Source organism: Mycobacterium sp. (genome assembly GCF_050700595.1).
Classification (GTDB): Bacteria; Actinomycetota; Actinomycetes; order Mycobacteriales; family Mycobacteriaceae; genus Mycobacterium.
The window spans coordinates 9116-30150 of the sequence record NZ_JBOHHI010000238.1; the positions used below are offsets into that span (position 1 = coordinate 9116).

Below are 21035 nucleotides of genomic sequence, written 5' to 3' on the forward strand. Positions count from 1 at the left end.
ACGAGGATAAGGTAACCACAGACTTAGGGCAGCCTGTGCTAATTGGGCAGGAGGGGTTTGTGGTTTCAGCAGCCGCGAAGTCGGAGGCCGTTCGCGCCGAGGTTGCCGAATTGCTCGGCATCGGGGCCGACGCTGTAGACCCGGATAACGACCTGATCGCCCAGGGCCTGGATTCGATTCGGATGATGTCGCTGGCCGGGCGCTGGCGCCGCCAGGGCCTCGCGGTCGACTTCGCTACGCTGGCCGCCAGCCCCACCGTCGCGGCATGGTCGGCGCTGGTGTCGGCCGCACAACCCGAAGCCATCCCCGAAGCCGCGACGCCGAGGCTCCGCGACGCCGACGCGGACCCGACGTTCCCACTGGCGCCGATGCAGCACGCGCTGTGGGTGGGCCGCCAACCCAGCCAACAGCTCGGCGGGATGGCCGCGCATCTGTATGTCGAGTTCGACGGCGGCGGCGTCGACCCGGAGCGGTTGCGCGCGGCGGCGACCCAGCTGTCGCAGCGGCACCCGATGCTGCGGGTGGAGTTTCTGCCCGATGGCACCCAGCGGATTCGCCCGGGTTGCCCGGACTTCCCGGTTGACGTTAATGACCTCCGCGGCCTGCAACCCGAGGTCGTCGACCAGCGGCTTGACGCCGCCCGGGAGGCCAAGTCGCACCAGCAACTGGGCGATGCGGTGTTCGAACTCGCGGTGTCGCTACTGCCTGGACAGCGCTCGCGGCTGCACGTCGACCTGGACATGCAGGCCGCCGACGCGATGAGCTACCGGACGCTGATGGCCGACCTCGCCGCGCTCTATGAGGGCCGGCCGCTGCCGGAGCTCGACTACACCTACCGCGACTACCGCGACGACATCGCGCGTCAGGACTCGGGCCCGCAACCCGCCCGTGACGCCGACCGGCAGTGGTGGGCGCAGCGCATCCCACACATGACAGATCCACCGAAGCTGCCGCCCCGCCCGCAGCAGGCCGATGCGCCGAAGAGCACCCGACGATGGCACTGGCTGGACCCCGAGACCCGGGACACGCTGTTCACGGCGGCCAGAACACGGGGCGTCACGCCGGCGATGACGCTGGCCGCGTCGTTCGCCAACACGCTGGCATGCTGGTCGGCCGGCCCGCGATTTTTGCTCAACGTTCCGCTGTTCGGCCGGCAGCCGCTGCATTCCGACGTGGACCTGCTGGTCGGTGACTTCACGTCGTCGCTGCTGCTCGACATCGACCTGACGCACGCGGCCACCCCGGCGGCACGGGCGCGGTCTGTGCAGGACGCCATGCGCGCCGCGGCGGCGCACTCGCACTATTCCGGATTGTCGGTGCTGCGTGACCTCGCCCGCCACCGCGGCACCCAGGTGCTGGCCTCGGTGGTGTTCACCAGTGCGCTCGGTCTGGGTGAACTGTTCGGTCCCGAGGTGACCGACGCTTTCGGCACACCCGACTGGATCATTTCGCAGGGTCCGCAGGTGCTGCTCGACGCGCAGGTCACCGAGTTCAACGGGGGGATGCTGGTGAACTGGGACGTCCGGGAGGACGCCTTCGCGCCCGGGGTAATCGAGGCGATGTTCGCCCATCACATCGACGAACTGCTGCGGTTGGCCCACGACACCGACAGCTGGGACCAGCCAGGGCCGTCGGCATTGCCGCTCGCGCAGCGCGCGGTGCGGGATGCGCTCAACACCCGAAGCGCCGCTGCCAGCGGAGAGGCGCTGCACGACGGGTTCTTCCGCAATGCCCAGAGGCAGCCCGACGCGCCGGCGGTCTACGCCAGTTCCGGCGACCTGAGTTACGGCCAGCTGCGTGAGCAGGCATTGGCGGTGGCGGCGGCATTGCGGGGCCTTGGCGTCGGCGCCGGAGACACCGTCGCGGTAATGGGCCCCAAGTGCGCCAAACAGATTCCCGCAGTGCTGGGCATCCTGGCCGCCGGCGGTGTCTACCTGCCGATCGGTGCCGACCAACCGAGCGACCGCGCGGCACGCGTTCTGCACACCGGTGCCGCCAGTGCGGCCCTGGTTTGCGGCGACCGCGCCGAACCGCTGCCGGTGCCCGGCCTGACGATTGCCGAGGCCGTGCTTGACGGCGGGGCCACTAGCCAAATGCAACCGTCGCCAGCTATTTCCCCTGAGCTGGCCTACGTGCTGTTCACCTCCGGCTCCACCGGAGAACCCAAAGGCGTGGAGATGACCCACGACGCGGCGATGAACACCGTGGAGTTCATCACCCGCCACTTCGAGATCGGCCCAACCGACCGCTGTTTGGCGCTGTCGACGCTGGAGTGCGACATGTCGGTGCTGGACATCTTCGCGACCCTGCGGGCCGGCGGGACGATCGTGGTGGTCGACGAGGCGCAGCGCCGCGAACCGGACACCTGGGCCCGGCTCATCGAAACCCGCCGGGTGACGGTGCTGAATTTCCTGCCCGGCTGGCTGGAGATGCTGGTCGAGGTCACAAAGAACTCAGCGGGGCGGCTCTCCTCGCTGCGGGTGGTGCCCACGGGCGGCGACTGGGTGCGCCCGGAACTTGCGCGCAGCCTGACGGCCTCATCACCGCAGCTGCGGTTCGCCGGACTGGGCGGCGCCACCGAAACCGCGATACACGCAACCATTTGTGAGATCGGCGAACCAACCGGCCTGCCGGCGCACTGGTCCGCCATCCCGTACGGCACGCCGTTTCCCAACATGGCCTGCCGGGTGGTGAACGGCACCGGTGATGACTGCCCGGACTGGGTCGCCGGCGAATTGTGGGTGGGCGGCCGCGGTATCGCGATGGGTTACCGCGGCCGCCCCGACCTGACCGCCGACCGTTTCGTCCTGCGCGACGGCCGGATGTGGTACCGCACCGGGGACCTGGCCCGGTACTGGTCGGACGGCACGCTGGAATTTGTCGGACGCGCTGATCAGCGCGTCAAAATCAGCGGGTATCGGGTTGAACTCGGGGAGGTTGAATCGCTACTACGGCGGGTACCCGGTGTGTTGTTCGCCGTCGCTGTCGTGGTGCCGACGCCCGGCGGCGTCGACTCCCTGGCAGCGGCGGTCCGAGTTGACGACGACCTGAGGCTAACCATTGGGGGGATAAAAGAAGCTATGACGAATATCGCGCCGGCATACCTGGTGCCGCAGCATTTCTCGCTGGTTGATCAGATCCCGTTCACCGACGGCGGAAAGATCGATCGGCGTGCTGTCGCGCAGCAACTGACCGCTGCCGTCGCCGGCACCGTCAAACCAGCCCGCCGGGCGCCGTCCACGCCGTTGGAATCCGCGCTGGCCGCCGTCGTCGGCGACGTACTTCGGGTGGACCGGGTCGGCGCCGACGACGACTTCTTCGCTCTCGGCGGGGACTCGGTGCTGGCCACTGCCGCCGTGGCGCGAATCCGGACCTGGCTGGACAGTCCCGAGTTGATGGTCGCCGACATGTTCGCCGCTCGCACCGTTTCGGCGCTGACGCGCCTGCTGACCCGGCGCGAACCCGACGGCCGCCTCCAAGAGATTGCCGAGCTGTACCTGGAGATTGCTCACATGGACCCGGGGGATATCGAATTGCAAACCGCTGAGCCGACGAGGCAGCATGACTCTCGATAAAATGTCTTCAGTGTCAAGGTCTTTCGCGCCGTGGATCAAGTACTTCCCGCGGCCCGACGGGCAGCCGTTGCGCGGCGCCACCGTGGTGTTCCCCCACGCCGGGGGCGCCGCCGCCGGCTACCGGAAGTTGGCTGCGGCCTTTGCGGATCGTCGCGACACCTTCATCGTGCAGTACCCGCAACGGGCCGACCGGCTGCGCCATCCCCCATCGGAAACCGTGCCGGAGCTGGCGCGCGGACTGTTCGACGCGGGACCGTGGCGCGAGGTTGCGCCGCTGCGGCTGTTCGGCCACAGCATGGGTGCGATCGTCGCCTTCGAGTTCGCGCGGCTCGCCGAAGCGCACCGAATCGCCGTGCAAAAGCTCTGGGTATCGGCGGGCCCGGTGCCGTCCACTGTTGCCGCTTTACCCAACCTGCCGACCACCGACAAAGAACTGCTGGCCGACCTGGCCGACCTCGGCGGGACCGATCCGCGGCTGCTCGCTGACGAGGAGTTCGCCGAACTACTGACCATCGCGGCGCGGTCCGACTACGAGGCGTTCAACCGCTACGAGTGCGCTCGCGGCGTGCGCATCCGTGCGGATATCGACGTCTTCTACGGCCGAGACGACCACCGCATCGACGTCGGCACCCTGCGCCGGTGGGCCGATCACACCCAGGGCAACTTCCGGTTGTCGTCCTTTGAAGGCGGGCACTTCTACGTCAACGAGCACGTCAACACCCTGGCTAATCGGATGATTACCGATGTCGGGTAGCCGCTCCGATACGCCCCCTGTTGACGCTGATCCCGTTGTCGTTGTCGGCATGGCCGTCGAGGCGCCTGGCGGGGTCGATACCGCCGACGGCTATTGGGAACTGCTGTCGCAGCAGCGTGAGGCGCTGTGTCCGTTTCCCACCGACCGGGGCTGGCCGATCCGCGAGCTGCTGGCCGGATCCCGTCGCGAGGGTTTCAAGGAAATCCACGATTGCGGCGGATTCCTCACCGGGGCGGCGACATTCGACCCCGACTTTTTCGGAATCTCACGACGCGAGGCCACCACGATGGACCCTCAGCAACGGGTCGCGCTTCGGGTGGGCTGGCGCGCGTTGGAGAACAGCGGTATCAATCCCGAGGACCTCGCCGGACACGACACGGGTTGCTTTGTCGGTGCTTCCCCAACCGGATACGGGCCGGAGATGGCCGAGTTCTCCCGCCACAGCGGTCACCTGATCACCGGAACGGCGTTGAGCGTGGTTTCCGGACGGATCGCATACACGTTGGGATTGGCCGGTCCGGCATTGACGGTCGACACCTCATGTTCGTCGGCGCTGACCGCCTTTCATGTCGCCATGCAGTCGGTGCGTGGCGGCGATTGCGATCTGGCGCTGGCCGGCGGAGTCTGCGTGATGGGCTCGCCCGGATACTTCGTCGAGTTCTCCAAACAGCACGCGCTCTCCGACGACGGCCACTGCCGGCCCTACAGCGCCGATCCCAGCGGAACGGTCTGGGCCGAGGGTGCGACGATGTTTGTGCTGCAACGTAAGTCGACCGCGATAGCTGACGGTCGGCAGATCATCGCCGAGATCCGCGCCAGTGCCGTCAATCAGGACGGCCGCAGCGCCGGGTTGAGCGCGCCCAGCGGGCAGGCACAGGCCGGCCTGTACCGGCGAGCCATTGCCCGAGCCGGTCTGCGCGCGGAAGACGTCACGATGATCGAGGGACATGGCACCGGGACGCGGATTGGTGATGGCACCGAACTGCGCGCCCTGTCAGAAACCTACGGCGACACCGAACCGGGTGCTGGTGCGCTGCTGGGATCCGTGAAGTCCAATCTCGGTCACACGCAGGCCGCGGCCGGCGGGCTGGGGTTGGCTAAAGTTTTGGTCTCCGCCGAGCACGGGGCAATCCCGCCCACGCTGCACACGGATCAAGCTAGTCGTGAAATCGACTGGGACAGCCAGGGATTGCGCTTAGCGCAAAAGCTGACGCCGTGGCCAGTGGTGGACGGACAGCGGATTGCGGCGGTGTCCGCCTTCGGCATCAGCGGCACCAATGCGCATTTGATCGTCTCGGTTCCGGAGGTGGCGGGATGACCAGCCACCGCTCGCGCAAACTGCCCGACGGCCGTATCCCGGTGCTGCTCAGCGCGCATGACCCCCAATTGGTCCGTCAGGACGCCGTTGCGGTTTTAAACTACCTGGGCCGCGAGCCGACCGTGGCGTCGGTGGCCGCCACGTTATTGGCAACCCGGCGGGTGCGGCGCCACCGCGCGGTGTTGCGAGCCGCTGATCGCACCGAACTCACCGGCGGATTGCAGGCACTGGCCGACGACGAGGAGCACGCGCTGGTGACCCGGTCCTCGACCACCACCGCGCCGCGCACTGCGTTCGTGTTTCCCGGCCAGGGCAATCAGTGGCCATCGATGGGTGCCGACGCCTACCAGCGGCTGGAGGTCTACCGTGCGGAGGTCGACCGATGCGCGGAGGCGTTTGCCGCTGCCGCACAACCGTCGCCGCTGGGCTATCTGGTGCATGGCGATCAGCAGGAGTGGTCGCAGATCGACATCCAGGGCGCGCAGTTCACGCACGCCGTGAGCTTGGCGCGGGTGTGGCAATCGTGCGGAATTCGTCCGGATGTCACCGTCGGGCACAGTCTGGGTGAGGTGGCGGCCGCCTACGTAGCCGGCGCGGTCGCGCTTACCGACGCGGTCGCCGTCGTCGCCGCCCGGGCCACGGTCGTCGACGGGTTGGCGGGCCGCTACGGCATGGCGGTGCTGGGCGTCAGCGTCGACGAAGCCGAGCGACTTATCAACGAAGCCGAAGGCTGGCTTGAAGTTTCGGCGGTCAATGCAACGGCGACGGTCGTGGTGTCCGGTGATCGCGACGCTGTGGCCGCCATTGTGGCGCTCGCTGAGCGGAACGGAACTTTCGCCCGCCAGATCGATGTGGAGTATCCCGGACACACCAGCGCGCTGGAGCCATTGCGAGTCAAAATGGCAGAACTGCTGCCCAAGTCGACTTTCGTCGATGCCGCCGTGGAGTTCATCGGATCGGCCCACGGCGGGATTGTGTATGCCGACACCGATTTCGTGGATTACTGGTGTGACAGTCTGCGCAACACGGTTCGATTCGATCACGCGGTGGACGCCGCGCTGCAACGCGGCGTCGGCGCGTTCATCGAAATGTCCGCGCACCCCACACTGCTCGGTGTGCTCGTTGATCTCGCAGACGACGCACTGATCGTCGGGTCGGGGCGACGCGACGAGCCCGTCGTCGATCAACTCTCCGCGAACATCGCCGCCGCCGCCGTGGCCAATCCGCGGTACCGGTGGGCGGACGTGGCAGACGTTGGCGATCGGTCGCCGCTACCGGGATTCCCGAACGCGCCAATGAAGGCCGTGCATCTGTGGGCGACACGAGAACCATTGCCGCCGCCGGCCGACTCGGATCTCACCGTCGCCTTCGAAGAGTGGGAGTTGCGCACCGACGCCGCATGGAGCCCGGCGGACCGCTCGCCTTACCGTGTCGCGGTCCTTGGGCTCGATCCGTTGGCTCAGCGGCTGAGCGAAGCCGTCGCGGCACATGACGGCTTTGAGCAAGCGGCGCCGGACGAGGCCGACGTTGCGGTGCTTATCGCGCCGCCGCTACTGCACCCGGACGCGACGGATGTCATCGATGAGATAGCCGGCGCCGTCCGGCAGCTCGACTACCGACACGCCGTCGGCCCACAGTGCCGTCGGGTGTGGCTGGTGACTGCCCGCGGCGAGCGAGTCAACACCAGTGAACCCGTCGCATTGCCGGCTCAGGCGGCGCTGGCCGCGATGCACCGCAGTGTCGGATTCGAATTTCCCGACGCAACCTTCGCGCATCTGGACCTGTCGAGCCCGGAGATCGACGGCCAGACCGCGTACGCGTGTGTCGATGCGCTGCTCGGTGACGACACCGAGGTGGCATTGCGTGAGAATGGCTCTTCCGGCAGCGGGCCGCGCCGCTACATCCGCACGTTGTGCGAGCTTCGCCAAGCCGCGCCCGAGCGCCCGCTGGACGCCGCCGCGCTGGACAACGTGGTAATCACCGGTGGCAGCGGAGGCATTGGCTTGTGTTATGCCCGGCACTGCATCGAGCATGGCGCCCGTCGGGTCATCTTATTGAGCCGCAAGGGCGTCGACTCTGCCGAACTTGATCGACTCGTCGAAGGACATTGCACAGAGGTGCGCGCGCCGACTTGCGATATCACCGATCCTGACGCGGTGTCCGTGCTCGCCGCCGAGTACGGTGGTGACGGCGCGTCACTGCTGATCCACGCCGCCGGCGCGGCCAGGTTCGGTCCGCATGATCAGGTCACCGACGCTGATCTGGCCGACGTGTTCGCAGCGAAAGTGACTGGGCTGGCTCGGATGACCGAGATGTGGCCGCTTCGCGCAGGCGCGCGCATCCTGCTGTGCTCATCGGTTTCCGGCGTCTGGGGTGGCTACGGGCATGCCGCGTACGCGGCATCCAACCGGATACTCGACGTGCTCACCGACCAGTTGCGGACCAACGGCCTGGACGCCGTGGCGGTGCGGTGGGGACTTTGGCGGGGAACGGGAATCGCCAGCGAAGACGAAATCACCCGCATCGAGCGATCCGGCCTCTTGTCGATGGATCCGGAGGCCGCGATCAGCGCAAGCCTGCGCCATCACGCCGGGGATCCACTGATCCTGGCCGCTGACACCGACCGGCTCCAGACGTTCTTTGAAAGTCAGGGTGTTCCAATGCCGTTCGATGACGGGAGCGTGCCATCCGATTCCGATTCCACGAGTGCTGGCGATGGCTCGTCGCCACGTTCAGTCGCTGACGTGGTCCGCATCGAACTGGCCACGGTGTTGAGCCTGTCCGAGCCGGCGGCTGTGGACCTGAGCGCGGCACTTGTCGATCTCGGCGTGGACTCGCTGCTGGCGCTGGACCTTCGCAAGCGGTTACGCAAACGTACCGGCGGCACGGTCACGCTGGCCAGATTGCTCGGCGGCATCACCGGCGTCGAGCTGATCGAGACTCTGCAATCGGACTCGGGTGCGCCAGAAAGGGTTGAATCCTCGCGTGACTGACACCACGGACAGCAAACTCGACGAACAACGGCTCCAATTGTTGCGCCGCAAGATGGCCGAGCGTGGCCTGACCCGGTCGGCGGCGCCAACCGACGGGGACAGCCCCGAGCTGTCGGACGGCCAGCGCCGGATGTTGTTCGTCCAGTCGCTCGATCCCAGCAGCTCGCTGCTGAACGTCTGTGTCTCGTACCACTTGGCCGGCGACGTCGATGTCGCACGGCTGCACCGGGCGGTGGACGCCGTCGCGGTCCGCCACCCCGTGCTGCGCACGACCTATCACACCACTGACGACGGCGATCCGTATCCGGTGGTCCACGACGACTTAGGACCCGCCTGGACCGAACATGATCTGTCCGGTCTGGCCGAGCAGGCCCGGCAGTTGCGGCTGGAAGTGCTGGCGCAGCGGGAGTTTCGCCGACCGTTCGATCTGACCGCGGACTCGCCGCTGCGGATCACGGTGGTGCGCCTGGGGGCTGGCGAGCTGATGCTGTTGCTCACTGCGCATCACATCGCGTGGGACGACGGATCATGGGCGCCGTTCTTCACCGACCTGACCCGCGCTTACACCGATCCGGATAGCGTCGATAGCGCCCCGCCGACGCCGGTGACCGCGTCGGCGGTCGATACCCTCGACGAGGACCTGGCCTACTGGCGGCCATTGATAGCTGATCTTCCTGAGCCGCTTGAGCTTCCGGGACCGACCGGTTCGGTGGTGCCGAGCACCTGGCGCTCGCAGCGCGAATCGGTTCGCTTGCCCGCGACGACTATCGACCGGGTGGCAGCGTTGGCGCGTGACAGCGGCGCCACACCGTACATGGTGCTGCTGGCCGCGTTCTCTGTGCTGATTCACCGCTACACCCACACCACCGACTTCCTGATCGCCGCGCCGGTGATGACCCGGGGTGCGGATACCGAAAACGCGATCGGCTACTACGGCAACACCGTCGTGATGCGCGCGCAGCCGCAGCCACGGCAGACGTTCCGTGACCTGGTGGCGCGTACCCGCGACACCGCGGCGGGTGCCTTCGCCCACCAGCGCGTCAATCTCGACCGGCTGGTGCGGGAGACCAACCCCGACCGCCGGCACGGCGCCGAGCGGATGACGCGGGTCAGCTTCGGGCTTCGTGAGCCCGATGGCGGCGGGTTCTGCCCACCGGGAGTGCGGTGCGAGCGCGGCGAGTTGCGTGGCCAATTCAGCCAGCTGCCACTGAGCTTCATGGTGGAACTGATCCCTGAAGTCCAAGCCGGCGTTGGCGCGTTGGTCGAGGCCGAGTACCTGGTCGAGGTGCTCGACGCGCCGCTGGCTCGCCAGTTACTCGGGCATTACGCCGTGCTGTTGGACAGTGCGCTGGCCGACCCCGATACCGACCTGTCCGGGTTGACCGTGATGACCGATGCCGACGTCGACTGGCTGCGCCGCGCCGCGACCGGCGAGGAGTTCTCCACCCAGACCACCACGCTGGCCGCATTGTTCACCGATCGGGCGGAGCTTTCTCCCGATGCCGTCGCCGTCGTCTACGAGGGCCGCCAATACAGCTACCGCGAGATCAACGAGGAAGCCAACCGGTTGGCGCACTGGCTGATCCAGCAGGGTGTGGGCACCGAGGACCGCGTCGCGGTGCTGCTCGACAAGTCACCCGAGCTGGCCATCACCGCGCTGGGCATCCTCAAAGCCGGGGCGGCCTACCTGCCGGTCGACCCGGACTATCCGGAGGATCGGCTCTCATTCATCCTCAACGACGCCGAGGCCAAACTCATACTGCGCGAACCGGTCACCGATTTGGGGCAATATTCGTCGGCCAACCCCACCCCTGACGAGCTGGTGCGACCACTGCAGCCGAACAACACCGCATACCTGATCTACACGTCCGGTTCGACCGGGCTGCCCAAGGGCGTGCCGGTGCCGCACGCGCCGATCGCCGAGTACTTCGTCTGGTTCGGCGACGCTTATCAGGTCGACGAGGCCGACCGGCTGCTGCAGGTCGCCTCGCCGGGCTTCGACGCATCGATCGCCGAGATCTTCGGCACCTTGGTTTGCGGCGCGCGGCTGGTGGTCCCGCGACCGGACGGTCTGCGCGACATCGGCTATCTGACCGATCTGCTGTACCGCGAAGGCATCACCTCGATGCATTTCGTGCCATCGCTGCTCGGGCTGTTTTTGTCGTTGCCGGGTGTCAACCAGTGGCGCACCCTGCGCCGGGTCCCGGTCGGCGGCGAGGCGTTGCCCGGTGAGACCGCCGATAAGTTCCACGCCACCTTCGACGCCTCGCTGTACAACTTCTACGGCCCGACCGAAACCGTCGTCAACTCGACCAGCTATCCGGTGGAGGGCACTCAGGGTAACCGCATCGTGCCGATCGGCCGGCCCAAGATCAACACGCAGATACATCTACTCGACGATGCGCTGCAACCGGTCCCGGTCGAGGTGATCGGCGAAATCTACATCGGCGGAACGCAGATGGCGCGCGGCTACCACCGCCGGCCCGCGTTGACCGCGGAACGGTTCGTCGCCGATCCGTTCAGGCCCGGCGGCAGGTTGTACCGCTCGGGAGATCTGGCCCGCCGCAACGCCGACGGTGACATCGAATTCGTCGGCCGCGCCGACGAGCAGGTGAAGGTCCGGGGATTCCGCATCGAACTCGGCGAGATCGCCGCCGCGATCTCGGTCGACCCGAGCGTCGGGCAGGCTATCGTCATTGCCGCCGACTTGCCCGGGCTGGGCAAGACCCTGGTCGGCTATATCACCCCGGCCGAGGGCGGTACCGAAACGGTTGACGTCGACCGTATCCGGGCGCGGGTGGCCGCTGCGCTGCCGGACTACATGGTGCCGGCCGCTTACGTCGCGCTCGACGAAATCCCGATCACCACCCATGGCAAGATCGACCGTGACGCCTTGCCGCAGCCGGAGATCGCGCCTGCCACCGAGTACCGCGAGCCGACAACGGCGAATGAGCGGCGGCTGGCCGAATTGTTCGCCCAGTTGCTCGGCCACGAGCGGGTGGGCGTCGACGACTCGTTCTTCGACCTCGGCGGACACTCCCTGGTCGCCACGAAACTGGTCGCGGCGATCCGGTCGGAATGCGGTGCCGAAATCGGCATCCGCGATGTCTTCGAGTTGGCGACTGTCGCGCGCCTGGCCGAACGGATCGACCAACTGGGATCGGGCGCGGTTAGGATCAAGCGGCCCAAGCTGATCAAGACGTCGCACGACGGGCCGCTGCCGCTGTCGGCGTCGCAATTGCGGACCTGGTTCGCCTACCAGATCGAGGGGCCCAGCGAAGTCAACAACATTCCCTTCGCCGCCCGGCTGAGCGGACCGTGTGATATCGAGGCTCTGACCGGCGCCATCAGCGATGTCGTGGCGCGACACGAGATCCTGCGCACCACCTACACCGAAATCGACGGCGTCCCACACCAGATGGTCGAACCCGGCGCCGAAGTCCCGGTCCGGCAGGACAGCGGTGACGGCGAAGACTGGGTGCAGGTGCAGCTGGACAGCGAGCGGCGGCACCGCTTTGAGCTGGACCGCGAGTGGCCGATCCGGGCCGCGGTGCTGCACACCGGGGACGAGCACGTGCTGTCGTTGGTGGTGCACCACATCGCCATCGACCACTGGTCGGGCGGGGTGCTGTTCGCCGACCTGCTCACCGCCTACCGGGCTCGCCACACCGGCCAAAAGCCGTCCTGGGCGCCGTTGCCGCTGCAGTACGCCGACTACGCGGCCTGGCAGGGTGCACTGCTTGCCGAAGACGGCGACGAATCCAGCATCGCCGGCACCCAACGCGACTACTGGACCCGCCAGTTGGACGGGATCCCCGAAGATACCGGGCTGCGGCCGGACCTGCCCCGCCAGCCGGTGCCCAGCGGCGTCGGTGACTCCGTCGAATTCAGCATCGACGCGGCGACCCGCGCCACGCTCGCCGAACTGAGCCGCGAGCTCGGCATCACCGAGTTCATGTTGCTGCAGGCGGCTGTGGCGGTGGTGTTGCACAAAGCCGGTGGCGGCGTGGATATTCCGCTGGGTACGCCGATCGCAGCGCGCACCGAACCCGAACTCGACCAACTGATCGGCTTTTTCATCAACATCCTGGTGCTGCGCAACAACCTGGACGGCAATCCGACGTTGCGCGAGGTGCTGAGCCGGGCCCGCGATACCGCGCTGGCCGCCTACGCAAACCAGGATCTGTCGTTCGACCAGGTGGTGGACGCGGTCAGCCCGGTGCGCTCGCTGTCGCGCAACCCGCTTTTCCAAGTCGTCGTGCACGTTCGCGACCATCTTCCCGCCGATCGGGTGGTCGACAGTGGCCCGGCCGGCGACACGGTGTTCACCGCGCTGGAGCCGCCGTTCGACATGGCGCACGCCGACGTGAGCTTCAGCTTCTTCGCCGGCCAGGATCCTGAAAAAGCCGGCTATGACGGCAAAATTCTGTTCCGCACCGAGCTCTATCACCGCAGTACCATCGAGCGGCTGGCCGGCTGGCTGACTCAGGTCGTCGGCGCGTTTGCCGGCGACGTCGACCAGACGTTGCGCGATGTGCAGTTGCTCGACGCCGAGGAGCGCCAACGCATCCTCACCCAGTGGAGCCGCGGCGCCGAGCCGCCCGCCGACCGGCCGCTCACTATCGCCGAACTGCTCGAAGACAGCCGACAATTGGGCTCGGACCGCATCGCGCTGCGGTGCGGCGACGAGCAGATCGATTACCCGGCGCTGCACCGCCGCTCGGACAGCTTCGCGCAGCTACTCGTCGATCACAAAGTGGGGCCGGGGTCGCTGGTGGGCCTGTCGACGCGGCGCAACATCGATATGGTGGTGGCGCTGGCCGGCATCATGAAGGCCGGTGCCGGTTTTTTCCCGCTGGACCCCGATTATCCGTTGGCACGCAAAGAGCTGATGCTCGACGATGTCGCGCCGCAGGTCGTCGTCGTGACGGCCGAGGCTCTCGACAACATGCCGGAATCACCAGGCGTGACCTTCATCTCACTTGATGATGCGGCGGTGCAGAAAGCAATGGATGCTTCCGGGTCGCCTTCTCGGCCCTTGGTCGCGGCGCATCCCGACGATGCGATGTATTTGGTGTTCACGTCGGGATCGACCGGCAAGCCCAAGGGCGTGCTGGGCACCCACCGCGCAATGACGACCCGGCTGAACTGGCAGGTGTGGAACTATCCGGTGCCCGGCAACGATGTTCGGTTGGCGCAGGCCTCGTGGACATTTCTGGAAGGTTGCATGGAAACCTTGGGCGGCCTGGCCGCCGGCGCCACCACGATCCTTGCCGACGATGCCGAACACCGCGACGCGGAGGCGCTGGCGTTGCTGATCAAGCGCCACTCGATTGCCCAGGTCACCGCGGTGCCCAGCCTGGTCTCGACCATTGTCGACTCGTGGCCGGCGGCGCTGCGGTCGCTGCACCGGCTGGTGTGTGGGGCCGAGCCGTTGAGCGGGTCGCTGCAGGAGCGGTTGCTGGCCACCTATGGCGGGCAAGACGGCCCGGAACTCCTGAACAACTTCGGTGCCACTGAGACGTCCGGCGCGCTGGTTCGCGGACCGCTGACGCCGCCGGTGCCGATTCTGGGCACCCCGATGCCCGATGCGCAGGTCTATCTGCTCGACGACGGACTGGCACCGGTACCGATCGGCGTGGTCGGTGAGCTGTATTACGCGGGCGGCCAACTGGTTCGGGGCTACTGGAAGCGGTCCGGGCTGACGGCATCGCGATTCGTGCCCAACCCGTATGCGGACAAACCCGGCGCGCGGTTCTACCGCAGCGGCGACCGGGCCCGCTGGACCGAGGACGGTCGACTGGAGTTCGTCGGCCGCACCGATCACCAGGTGAAAGTGCGCGGTTTCCGCGTCGAGCTCGGCGAAGTGGATGCGGCGCTGAACGCGGCCGGCGGTGTGGCCACCGCTGCCGCACGCACCTGGGACGTGCAGGGCCGCACCACGCTGGCCGGCTATGTGGTGCCGCACGACCTGCTCGCCGACGACGCCGCCAAGTCGGCGTTCGCGTCAGCGGTGCGTGCCGAAGTCGCCTCCGTACTGCCGGGTTACATGATGCCGGCGTCGATCACCGTGCTCGACGAGATGCCCACGACCGAGTCGGGCAAACTGAACCGGCCCGGGCTGCCGCAGCCGGCGGTGAGTACGACGGGCGATACCGAGCCGCCGCAGACCGACACCGAACGCGCACTGGCTGAGGTCTTCACCGAGCTGCTGTCGACACCGGAAGTGGGACGCTTCGACGACTTCTTCGCGCTCGGCGGTGACAGCATCCTGTCGGTGCAGGTGGCGGCGCGAGCGCGTGACGTCGGTCTGCCGGTCAGCCCCCGGATGGTGTTCGAGAACCCGACCGTACAGTTGTTGGCCGCGGCGGTCGAGGCGGCCGGGCCGGATACCGAAGGGGCCGAGACAGATACCCGGTACGCGCCGATGAGCACGTCAGGCTTGTCCGACGACGACTTGGCCGCGGTGACGTCGGCGTGGAGTCAGGATGGTAAGTCGTGACGACCACCGAAACGAGCACACCGTCGGGCATTGACGACGTGATGGCGCTGAGTCCTCTGCAAGAGGGCTTGTATTCGCTGACCACACTGGCTGAATTCGCCGTCGACGACCCCTACCTGATCGGGATGACAGCCGACATCTCCGGTGCCCTCGACGTCGAGCTGCTCAAAGATTGCGCCGCAAAGATGTTGGTGCGGCACCCGAACCTACGTGCCAGCTTCGTCAGCCGCGATATCACGCGCCCAGTGCAGATCGTGCCGACTCACGTTGACCTGCCATGGCGACAGGTCACCGCCGCGCCCGAGGATATCGAACGGCTCGAGACCGAGGAGCGATGTCGGCCATTCGACTTCGAGCGGACTCCGGCGATCCGCTTCCTGCTCATCGAATTACCACTTGAGCGTTGGCATTTGGTGATCGTTGCTCATCACATCGTGATCGATGGCTGGTCGCTGCCGGTGTTCGCCGCGGAGATGATCGCGCTGTACGGAGCCGGCGGCGACATCGGCGCACTGCCCACTGAGCCGCGGCCGTACCGCGACTACATCGGATGGCTGGCCGGGCGTGATCGTGATGCCAGCGAACAGGTGTGGCGCGAGCACCTGGCCGATCTGCCCGGTCCGACGCTCCTGGCTGCCGCAATGGCCGGCGACGCACAGGGCACCGGTTTGCCGCGACGCACCGAATTGCGAACCGACCGCGACGGCACTGCACGTCTTTCTGAGGGCGCCCGCTCTCACGGCGTCACCGTCAACACGCTGATGCAGATGGCGTGGGCGTTGGTGTTGTCGCGGCTGACCGACCGCGACGATGTGGTGTTCGGGGTCACGGTGTCCGGCCGGCCGCCGGAACTGTCCGGTGTCGAAGCCATGATCGGCCTGTTCATCAACACCGTGCCGTTGCGGGTACGGCTCGACGCGGGCGCCGAGACCGGTACGCAATGCCTTGCCGTGCAACGAGAAGCGGCGATGCTGCGGGATCACAGTTACCTCAGCCACGCTCAGCTGCGGGCACTGGGCGGTATCGGCGAGATGTTCGACACGCTGCTGGTCTACGAGAACTTCCCTACCGCCGGACTGGCCGATGGTGATGAATTAACCTCTGGCGGTGTGACATTCCGGCCGACCGGCCTGGAGAGCGTGTCGCACTTCCCGGTTGCGCTGGCCGCGCACGTGGCCGACGGCGAGCTGGTCACCTTCGTAGAGGTGCTCGACGGCGCGCTGGGCGCCACGACAGGTGAGAACTTGGGCCACCGCGTGCTGGCCACCGCCGAGCGGCTGCTGTCGGCATGGGACCGCCCGCTGCGGGAGGTCAGCGTGCTGTTCGGCGACGAGGCTCAACCGCTCAGAACCGCCACCACGGCGGCAGCGCGCCCTCCAGAAGGCTTTCACAAGCGGTTCGCCGCGGTCGCCGAGGCCAACCCGGATGCCGTCGCGCTGAGCTGGGTGGACGGCGCCATGACCTACGCCGAACTGGACGCCGCCGCCAATCGGCTGGCCACCGTGCTGAGCGAGCGCGGTGCCGGACCCGAAACACCGGTTGCCGTCAAGCTTTCCCGCGGCCCGCAGTACGTCGTCGCGATGCTCGCGACACTGAAGACGGGTGCCATGTGCGTGCCGTTGGAGCCGGGTATGCCTCCCGAACGGATCGAGTCGATTCTGCGGCAGACGGGTGCGGGTATCGTGGTCGACGAGGAGATGGCGTCCGCGATCGACCGCCAGCCCAATGACTTTCGGCCCGTGGATGTGGAGCCTGAACAAGCCGCCTATGTCGTCTTCACCTCCGGGACGACCGGGGAACCCAAGGGCGTCATCGGCACTCACGCGGCGTTGGGCGCCTACGCGGACGACCACATCGACACTGTGCTGCGGCCGGCCGCTTCCCTGCTGGGCCGCCCGTTGCGTATCGCGCACGTCTGGTCCTTCGCATTTGACGCCGCCTGGCAACCGCTGGTCGCGTTGCTCGACGGTCATACCGTGCACATCGTCGACGAACGGTCTCAACGCGATGCCGAGGCGGTGGTTGGCTCGATCGTCGAGCATCGCATCGACATGATCGACACCACCCCATCGATGTTCGCCCAGCTACGGGCGTTCGGCCTGCTGGACACCGCGCAGTTGAGCGTGTTGGCGCTGGGCGGCGAAGCCATCGGTACGGCGGCCTGGAATGCGATTCGCGACGAGTGCGCCGGCAGGCCGATGGCGGCCTACAACTGCTATGGCCCCACCGAGACCACGGTCGAGGCGGTGGTCGCGGCCATCGCCGAGCACACCGGGCCGTCGATCGGGCGTCCGACCCAGCAGACCCGCGGCTACGTGCTGGATTCCGGGCTGCGGCCGATGCCGTACAGCGCACCGGGCGAGTTGTATTTGGCGGGAGCGCAATTGGCCCGTGGCTACCTCGGCCGGGCACCCGAGACGTCAATCCGATTCGTCGCCGACCCGTTCGTGTCCGGCGAGCGGATGTACCGCACCGGTGATTTGGTGCGGCACCAGCCGGATGACTCGCTGGCCTACCTGGGCCGCGCCGATGCCCAGGTCAAGATCCGCGGCTACCGCGTCGAACCGGGCGAGATCGCCGCGGCGCTGCAGGCGCACCCAGCGGTACGACACGCCCATGTCCTGGTGCGCGAGCAGCCGGGCGGAACGCGGCTAGCGGCCTACGTGGCGACCGCCGACGGCGCACAACCCACGGTGGCAGAGCTGCGCGGCATGCTCGGCGAGCGGTTGCCGCGTTACATGGTTCCGCAGCGCATCGTCGTCGTCGACGACATCCCGCTGACCGCCAACGGCAAGCTCGACGAGACCGCACTGGCAGACCTCGATTCCGCCGCCGCCGTGGAGTCCACCCCGGAAACCCCCACCGAATCCGCGCTGGCGGAACTGCTTTGCCAGATGCTGCAGATCCCGCAGGTCGACGTCACCGCGGACTTCCTGCAGCTGGGCCTGGACAGCATCGTGGCTCTCTCGGTGGTGCAAGCGGCCCGTCGCCGCGGTATCGGGCTGCGCGCCCGGCTCATCCTGGAGTGCGGCACCATCCGCGAATTAGCCGCGGCCATGGATGCCGAAGCCGCCGAAACGGTCGAAGCCACGCAGGAATCCGAGGACAGCACCGCACCGATTCCATTGCTGCCCAACGCACATTGGCTCTACGAATACGGCGAGCCCCGGCGGCTTGCCCAGACCGAAGCCATCCGGCTGCCCGACGGTATCACCGGTGAGCAGCTGCGGACCGCGCTGGCCACCATCGTCGACGGTCACGACGTGCTGCGAAGCCGACTTGATCGCGCCACGATGACACTGATCCCCACGTCGGCCACCGACCTGCTGAGCGAGGTAACGGTGCCCGGCGATCTGCAGGAAGCGGTCACCACGCACGCCCAGCAGGCGTTACAGGGCCTCGATCCGGAACGGGGCGAGATGCTGGCGGCGGTGTGGCTGCGACCGCCGAGCGGACAGAGTGTGCTGCTGCTGGTCGTGCACGCACTGGTGATGGACCCGGCGTCGTGGCGGGTGGTGCTCGGCGAACTCGACGCCGCCCTGCACGCGGTCGCCGACGGGCACCCACCGCCCCCGATCCGCGAACACACCAGCTGTCGGCGCTGGGCGCAGACCCTGATCGAACGTAGCAAAACCCTTGACACCGCACAGTTCTGGCTTTCACAGCTCGACGGTGATGATCCAGATCTGGGCGCGCGTCGAGCCCGGCCGGACCGTGACCGGGGTCGCGATTTGCTGGTGCGGGCGGCAGTGACCGACGCCGACATCACCGGTCGGCTGCTGGCATCGGGCGTGCCGATGTTCGACCTGTTGATCGCCGCGGCGTCGCGGACGGTCACCCGGTGGCGGCAGCGCCGTGGTCAGCCCACGCCGCCGCCGCTGCTGGCGCTGGAAACCCATGGACGCGCCGACGCCGTGGTCGACGACACGGGTGAAAACACGATCGACACCACCGACACGGTGGGTCTGCTGAGCGCGATCTACCCGCTGCGCGTGGAATCCGCGGACCCACGTCGGGTGGGGGAGCGGCTGGCGGCGATCCCCGGCGACGGAGTCGATTACGGTCTGCTGCGCTATCTGCGCAGCGACACCGCGCGTCAGCTCGGCGGGTTCTCCGGCCCGCAACTGTTGCTGAACTATCTGGGTCGCCTCGACGTGGGCGATGCCGGCACCGGGTTGCGTCTCGACCGGGAACTGCTCGGCGGCCCGCCGCCGCTACCCGAGCCAGAGCTTGCGGTGCGCCATGAGCTGGTCATCATGGGCACCGTGCTGGGCGCCGGTGACCAGCAGGTCCTGGTGACGCAGTGGCGGGCACTGCCCGATATCCTGAGCGACGCGGACATCGATGCGCTGCAAGGGATTTGGAATGAAACCTTACAGGAGATGGTGACATGACCACGCTTGCGGTGCTCGGTGCCGGGGTCAAGGCCGTGGCCGTCGCGACCAAGGCGGCCGTGCTCGCCGAGATGGGTGTCGACGCGCCCGAGGTGATCGCGGTCGAACGTACCGGCGTCGGCGCCAACTGGCAGGCCAACGGTGGCTGGACGGACGGGGCGCAGCGGCTGGGCACCAACCCGGAAAAGGATGTCGGCTTCCCGTACCGGTCGTCGCTGGTGCCCCGTCGCAACGCCGAGGTCGACGAGCGGATGACCCGGTACAGCTGGCAGTCCTATCTGATCGCCACCGGCCAATTCGCCCAATGGATTGACCGCGGCCGGCCCGCGCCCAGGCACCGGCGGTGGAGCCGGTACCTGCGTTGGGTCGCCGAGCAGATCGACATGACCGTGGTCCGCGGTGAAGTCGACCGGCTTTCTGTGGACGGCGACCGATGGGCGGTGCACACCGACGCGACCACCGTGCACGCCGACGGGCTGATGATCACCGGCCCGGGCCAAGCCGAACGGTCGCTGCTGCCCGGAAATCCGCGGGTGCTCTCGATCGCGGAGTTCTGGCACCGCGCCGGTGGGAACGATCGCATCTGCGCCGAGCGGGTGGCGATGATCGGTGGCGGCGAGACGGCCGCATCGATGCTCACCGAGCTGTTCCGCCACCGGATTTCGACCATCACCGTGATCTCACCGCAGGTGACCCTGTTCACCCGCGGCGAGAGCTTCTTCGAGAACGCGCTGTTCTCCGACCCGACCGGCTGGACCGAGCTCACCCTGGACGAACGGCGTGACGCACTGGTTCGCACCGACCGTGGGGTGTTCTCGTCGACCGTGCAGGACGCACTGCTGGCCGACGACAGGATTCGGCATCTGCGCGGCCGGGTCGCCCACGCCGTCGCACGCGACGACCAGATCCGATTGACGCTGAGCACCGACCGCGGCAGCGAAAACTTCGAGACGGTCCACGGTTTCGATTTGGTCATCGACGGATCAGGCTTCGACCCGCTGTGGTTCACCACGCTGTTCAGCCAGGACGCGCTCGATCTGCTCGAGCTCGGCCTGGGCGGACCGCTGAACCCGGAGCGCCTGCAAGAAGAGATCGGGTACGACCTGGCCGTTGCCGACGTCATGCCGAAACTGTTTTTGCCCAACCTGGCCGGCCTCAACCAGGGGCCCGGATTCCCCAACCTCAGCTGCCTGGGGCTGTTGTCCGACCGGGTGCTCGGCGCCTCCTTCCCGGGAGGGGCGAGCACCGCCGACCAACCCGGCGACCCGAACAGGAGAAGCGATGAGCACCAACCCCTTTGATGACGAAACCGGCACCTTCGTGGTCCTTGTCAACGACGAGGACCAGCACAGCCTGTGGCCGACCTTCGCCGACATACCGGCGGGCTGGCGTCAGGTCTACGGCGAAGCCGGCCACGCGCAGTGTCTGGAGTACGTCGAGGAGCACTGGACCGACATCCGGCCGAAGAGCCTGCGCGAGAGAATCGATTCCACCTAGCC

8 protein-coding genes are annotated in these 21035 nt (G+C 67.4%); all 8 read left to right on the forward strand.

All coding sequences use genetic code 11. The annotated features are described in order from the left end of the window. The first annotated feature begins 59 nt into the window (after positions 1-59). From ACRDTL_RS21845 to ACRDTL_RS21880, 8 genes are read left to right on the forward strand one after another with little or no spacing between them, the layout of a single operon-like run. On the forward strand, positions 60-3575 hold the full coding sequence (locus tag ACRDTL_RS21845) for an amino acid adenylation domain-containing protein (RefSeq protein WP_431508784.1): 3516 nt from the start codon (positions 60-62) through the stop codon (positions 3573-3575). Further along, positions 3562-4329, forward strand: coding sequence for a thioesterase II family protein (locus tag ACRDTL_RS21850; RefSeq protein ID WP_431508785.1), 768 nt, complete (start codon positions 3562-3564; stop codon positions 4327-4329). Before ACRDTL_RS21845 ends, ACRDTL_RS21850 begins: the two co-directional genes overlap by 14 nt. Continuing rightward, positions 4319-5647: a polyketide synthase gene (locus ACRDTL_RS21855; protein WP_431508786.1), complete on the forward strand. Its 1329-nt coding sequence runs from the start codon at positions 4319-4321 to the stop codon at positions 5645-5647. Before ACRDTL_RS21850 ends, ACRDTL_RS21855 begins: the two co-directional genes overlap by 11 nt. Further along, the gene (gene mbtD / locus ACRDTL_RS21860; RefSeq protein WP_431508787.1) at positions 5644-8640 is read left to right on the forward strand and encodes a mycobactin polyketide synthase MbtD; all 2997 of its coding nucleotides are present in this window, start codon (positions 5644-5646) and stop codon (positions 8638-8640) included. The genes ACRDTL_RS21855 and mbtD overlap by 4 nt, the downstream gene beginning before the upstream one ends. Then, on the forward strand, positions 8633-15142 hold the full coding sequence (locus ACRDTL_RS21865) for an amino acid adenylation domain-containing protein (RefSeq protein ID WP_431508788.1): 6510 nt from the start codon (positions 8633-8635) through the stop codon (positions 15140-15142). The genes mbtD and ACRDTL_RS21865 overlap by 8 nt, the downstream gene beginning before the upstream one ends. Next, complete coding sequence (locus tag ACRDTL_RS21870; RefSeq protein WP_431508789.1) at positions 15139-19536, forward strand: amino acid adenylation domain-containing protein; 4398 nt, start codon at positions 15139-15141, stop codon at positions 19534-19536. The genes ACRDTL_RS21865 and ACRDTL_RS21870 overlap by 4 nt, the downstream gene beginning before the upstream one ends. Continuing rightward, positions 19533-20837: an NADPH-dependent L-lysine N(6)-monooxygenase MbtG gene (gene mbtG, locus ACRDTL_RS21875; RefSeq protein WP_431508790.1), complete on the forward strand. Its 1305-nt coding sequence runs from the start codon at positions 19533-19535 to the stop codon at positions 20835-20837. The genes ACRDTL_RS21870 and mbtG overlap by 4 nt, the downstream gene beginning before the upstream one ends. Further along, positions 20818-21033 carry an MbtH family protein gene (locus tag ACRDTL_RS21880; RefSeq protein WP_431508791.1) on the forward strand — a complete coding sequence of 72 codons (216 nt, stop codon included), beginning with the start codon at positions 20818-20820 and terminating at the stop codon, positions 21031-21033. The genes mbtG and ACRDTL_RS21880 overlap by 20 nt, the downstream gene beginning before the upstream one ends. The last annotated feature ends 2 nt before the right edge of the window (positions 21034-21035 follow it).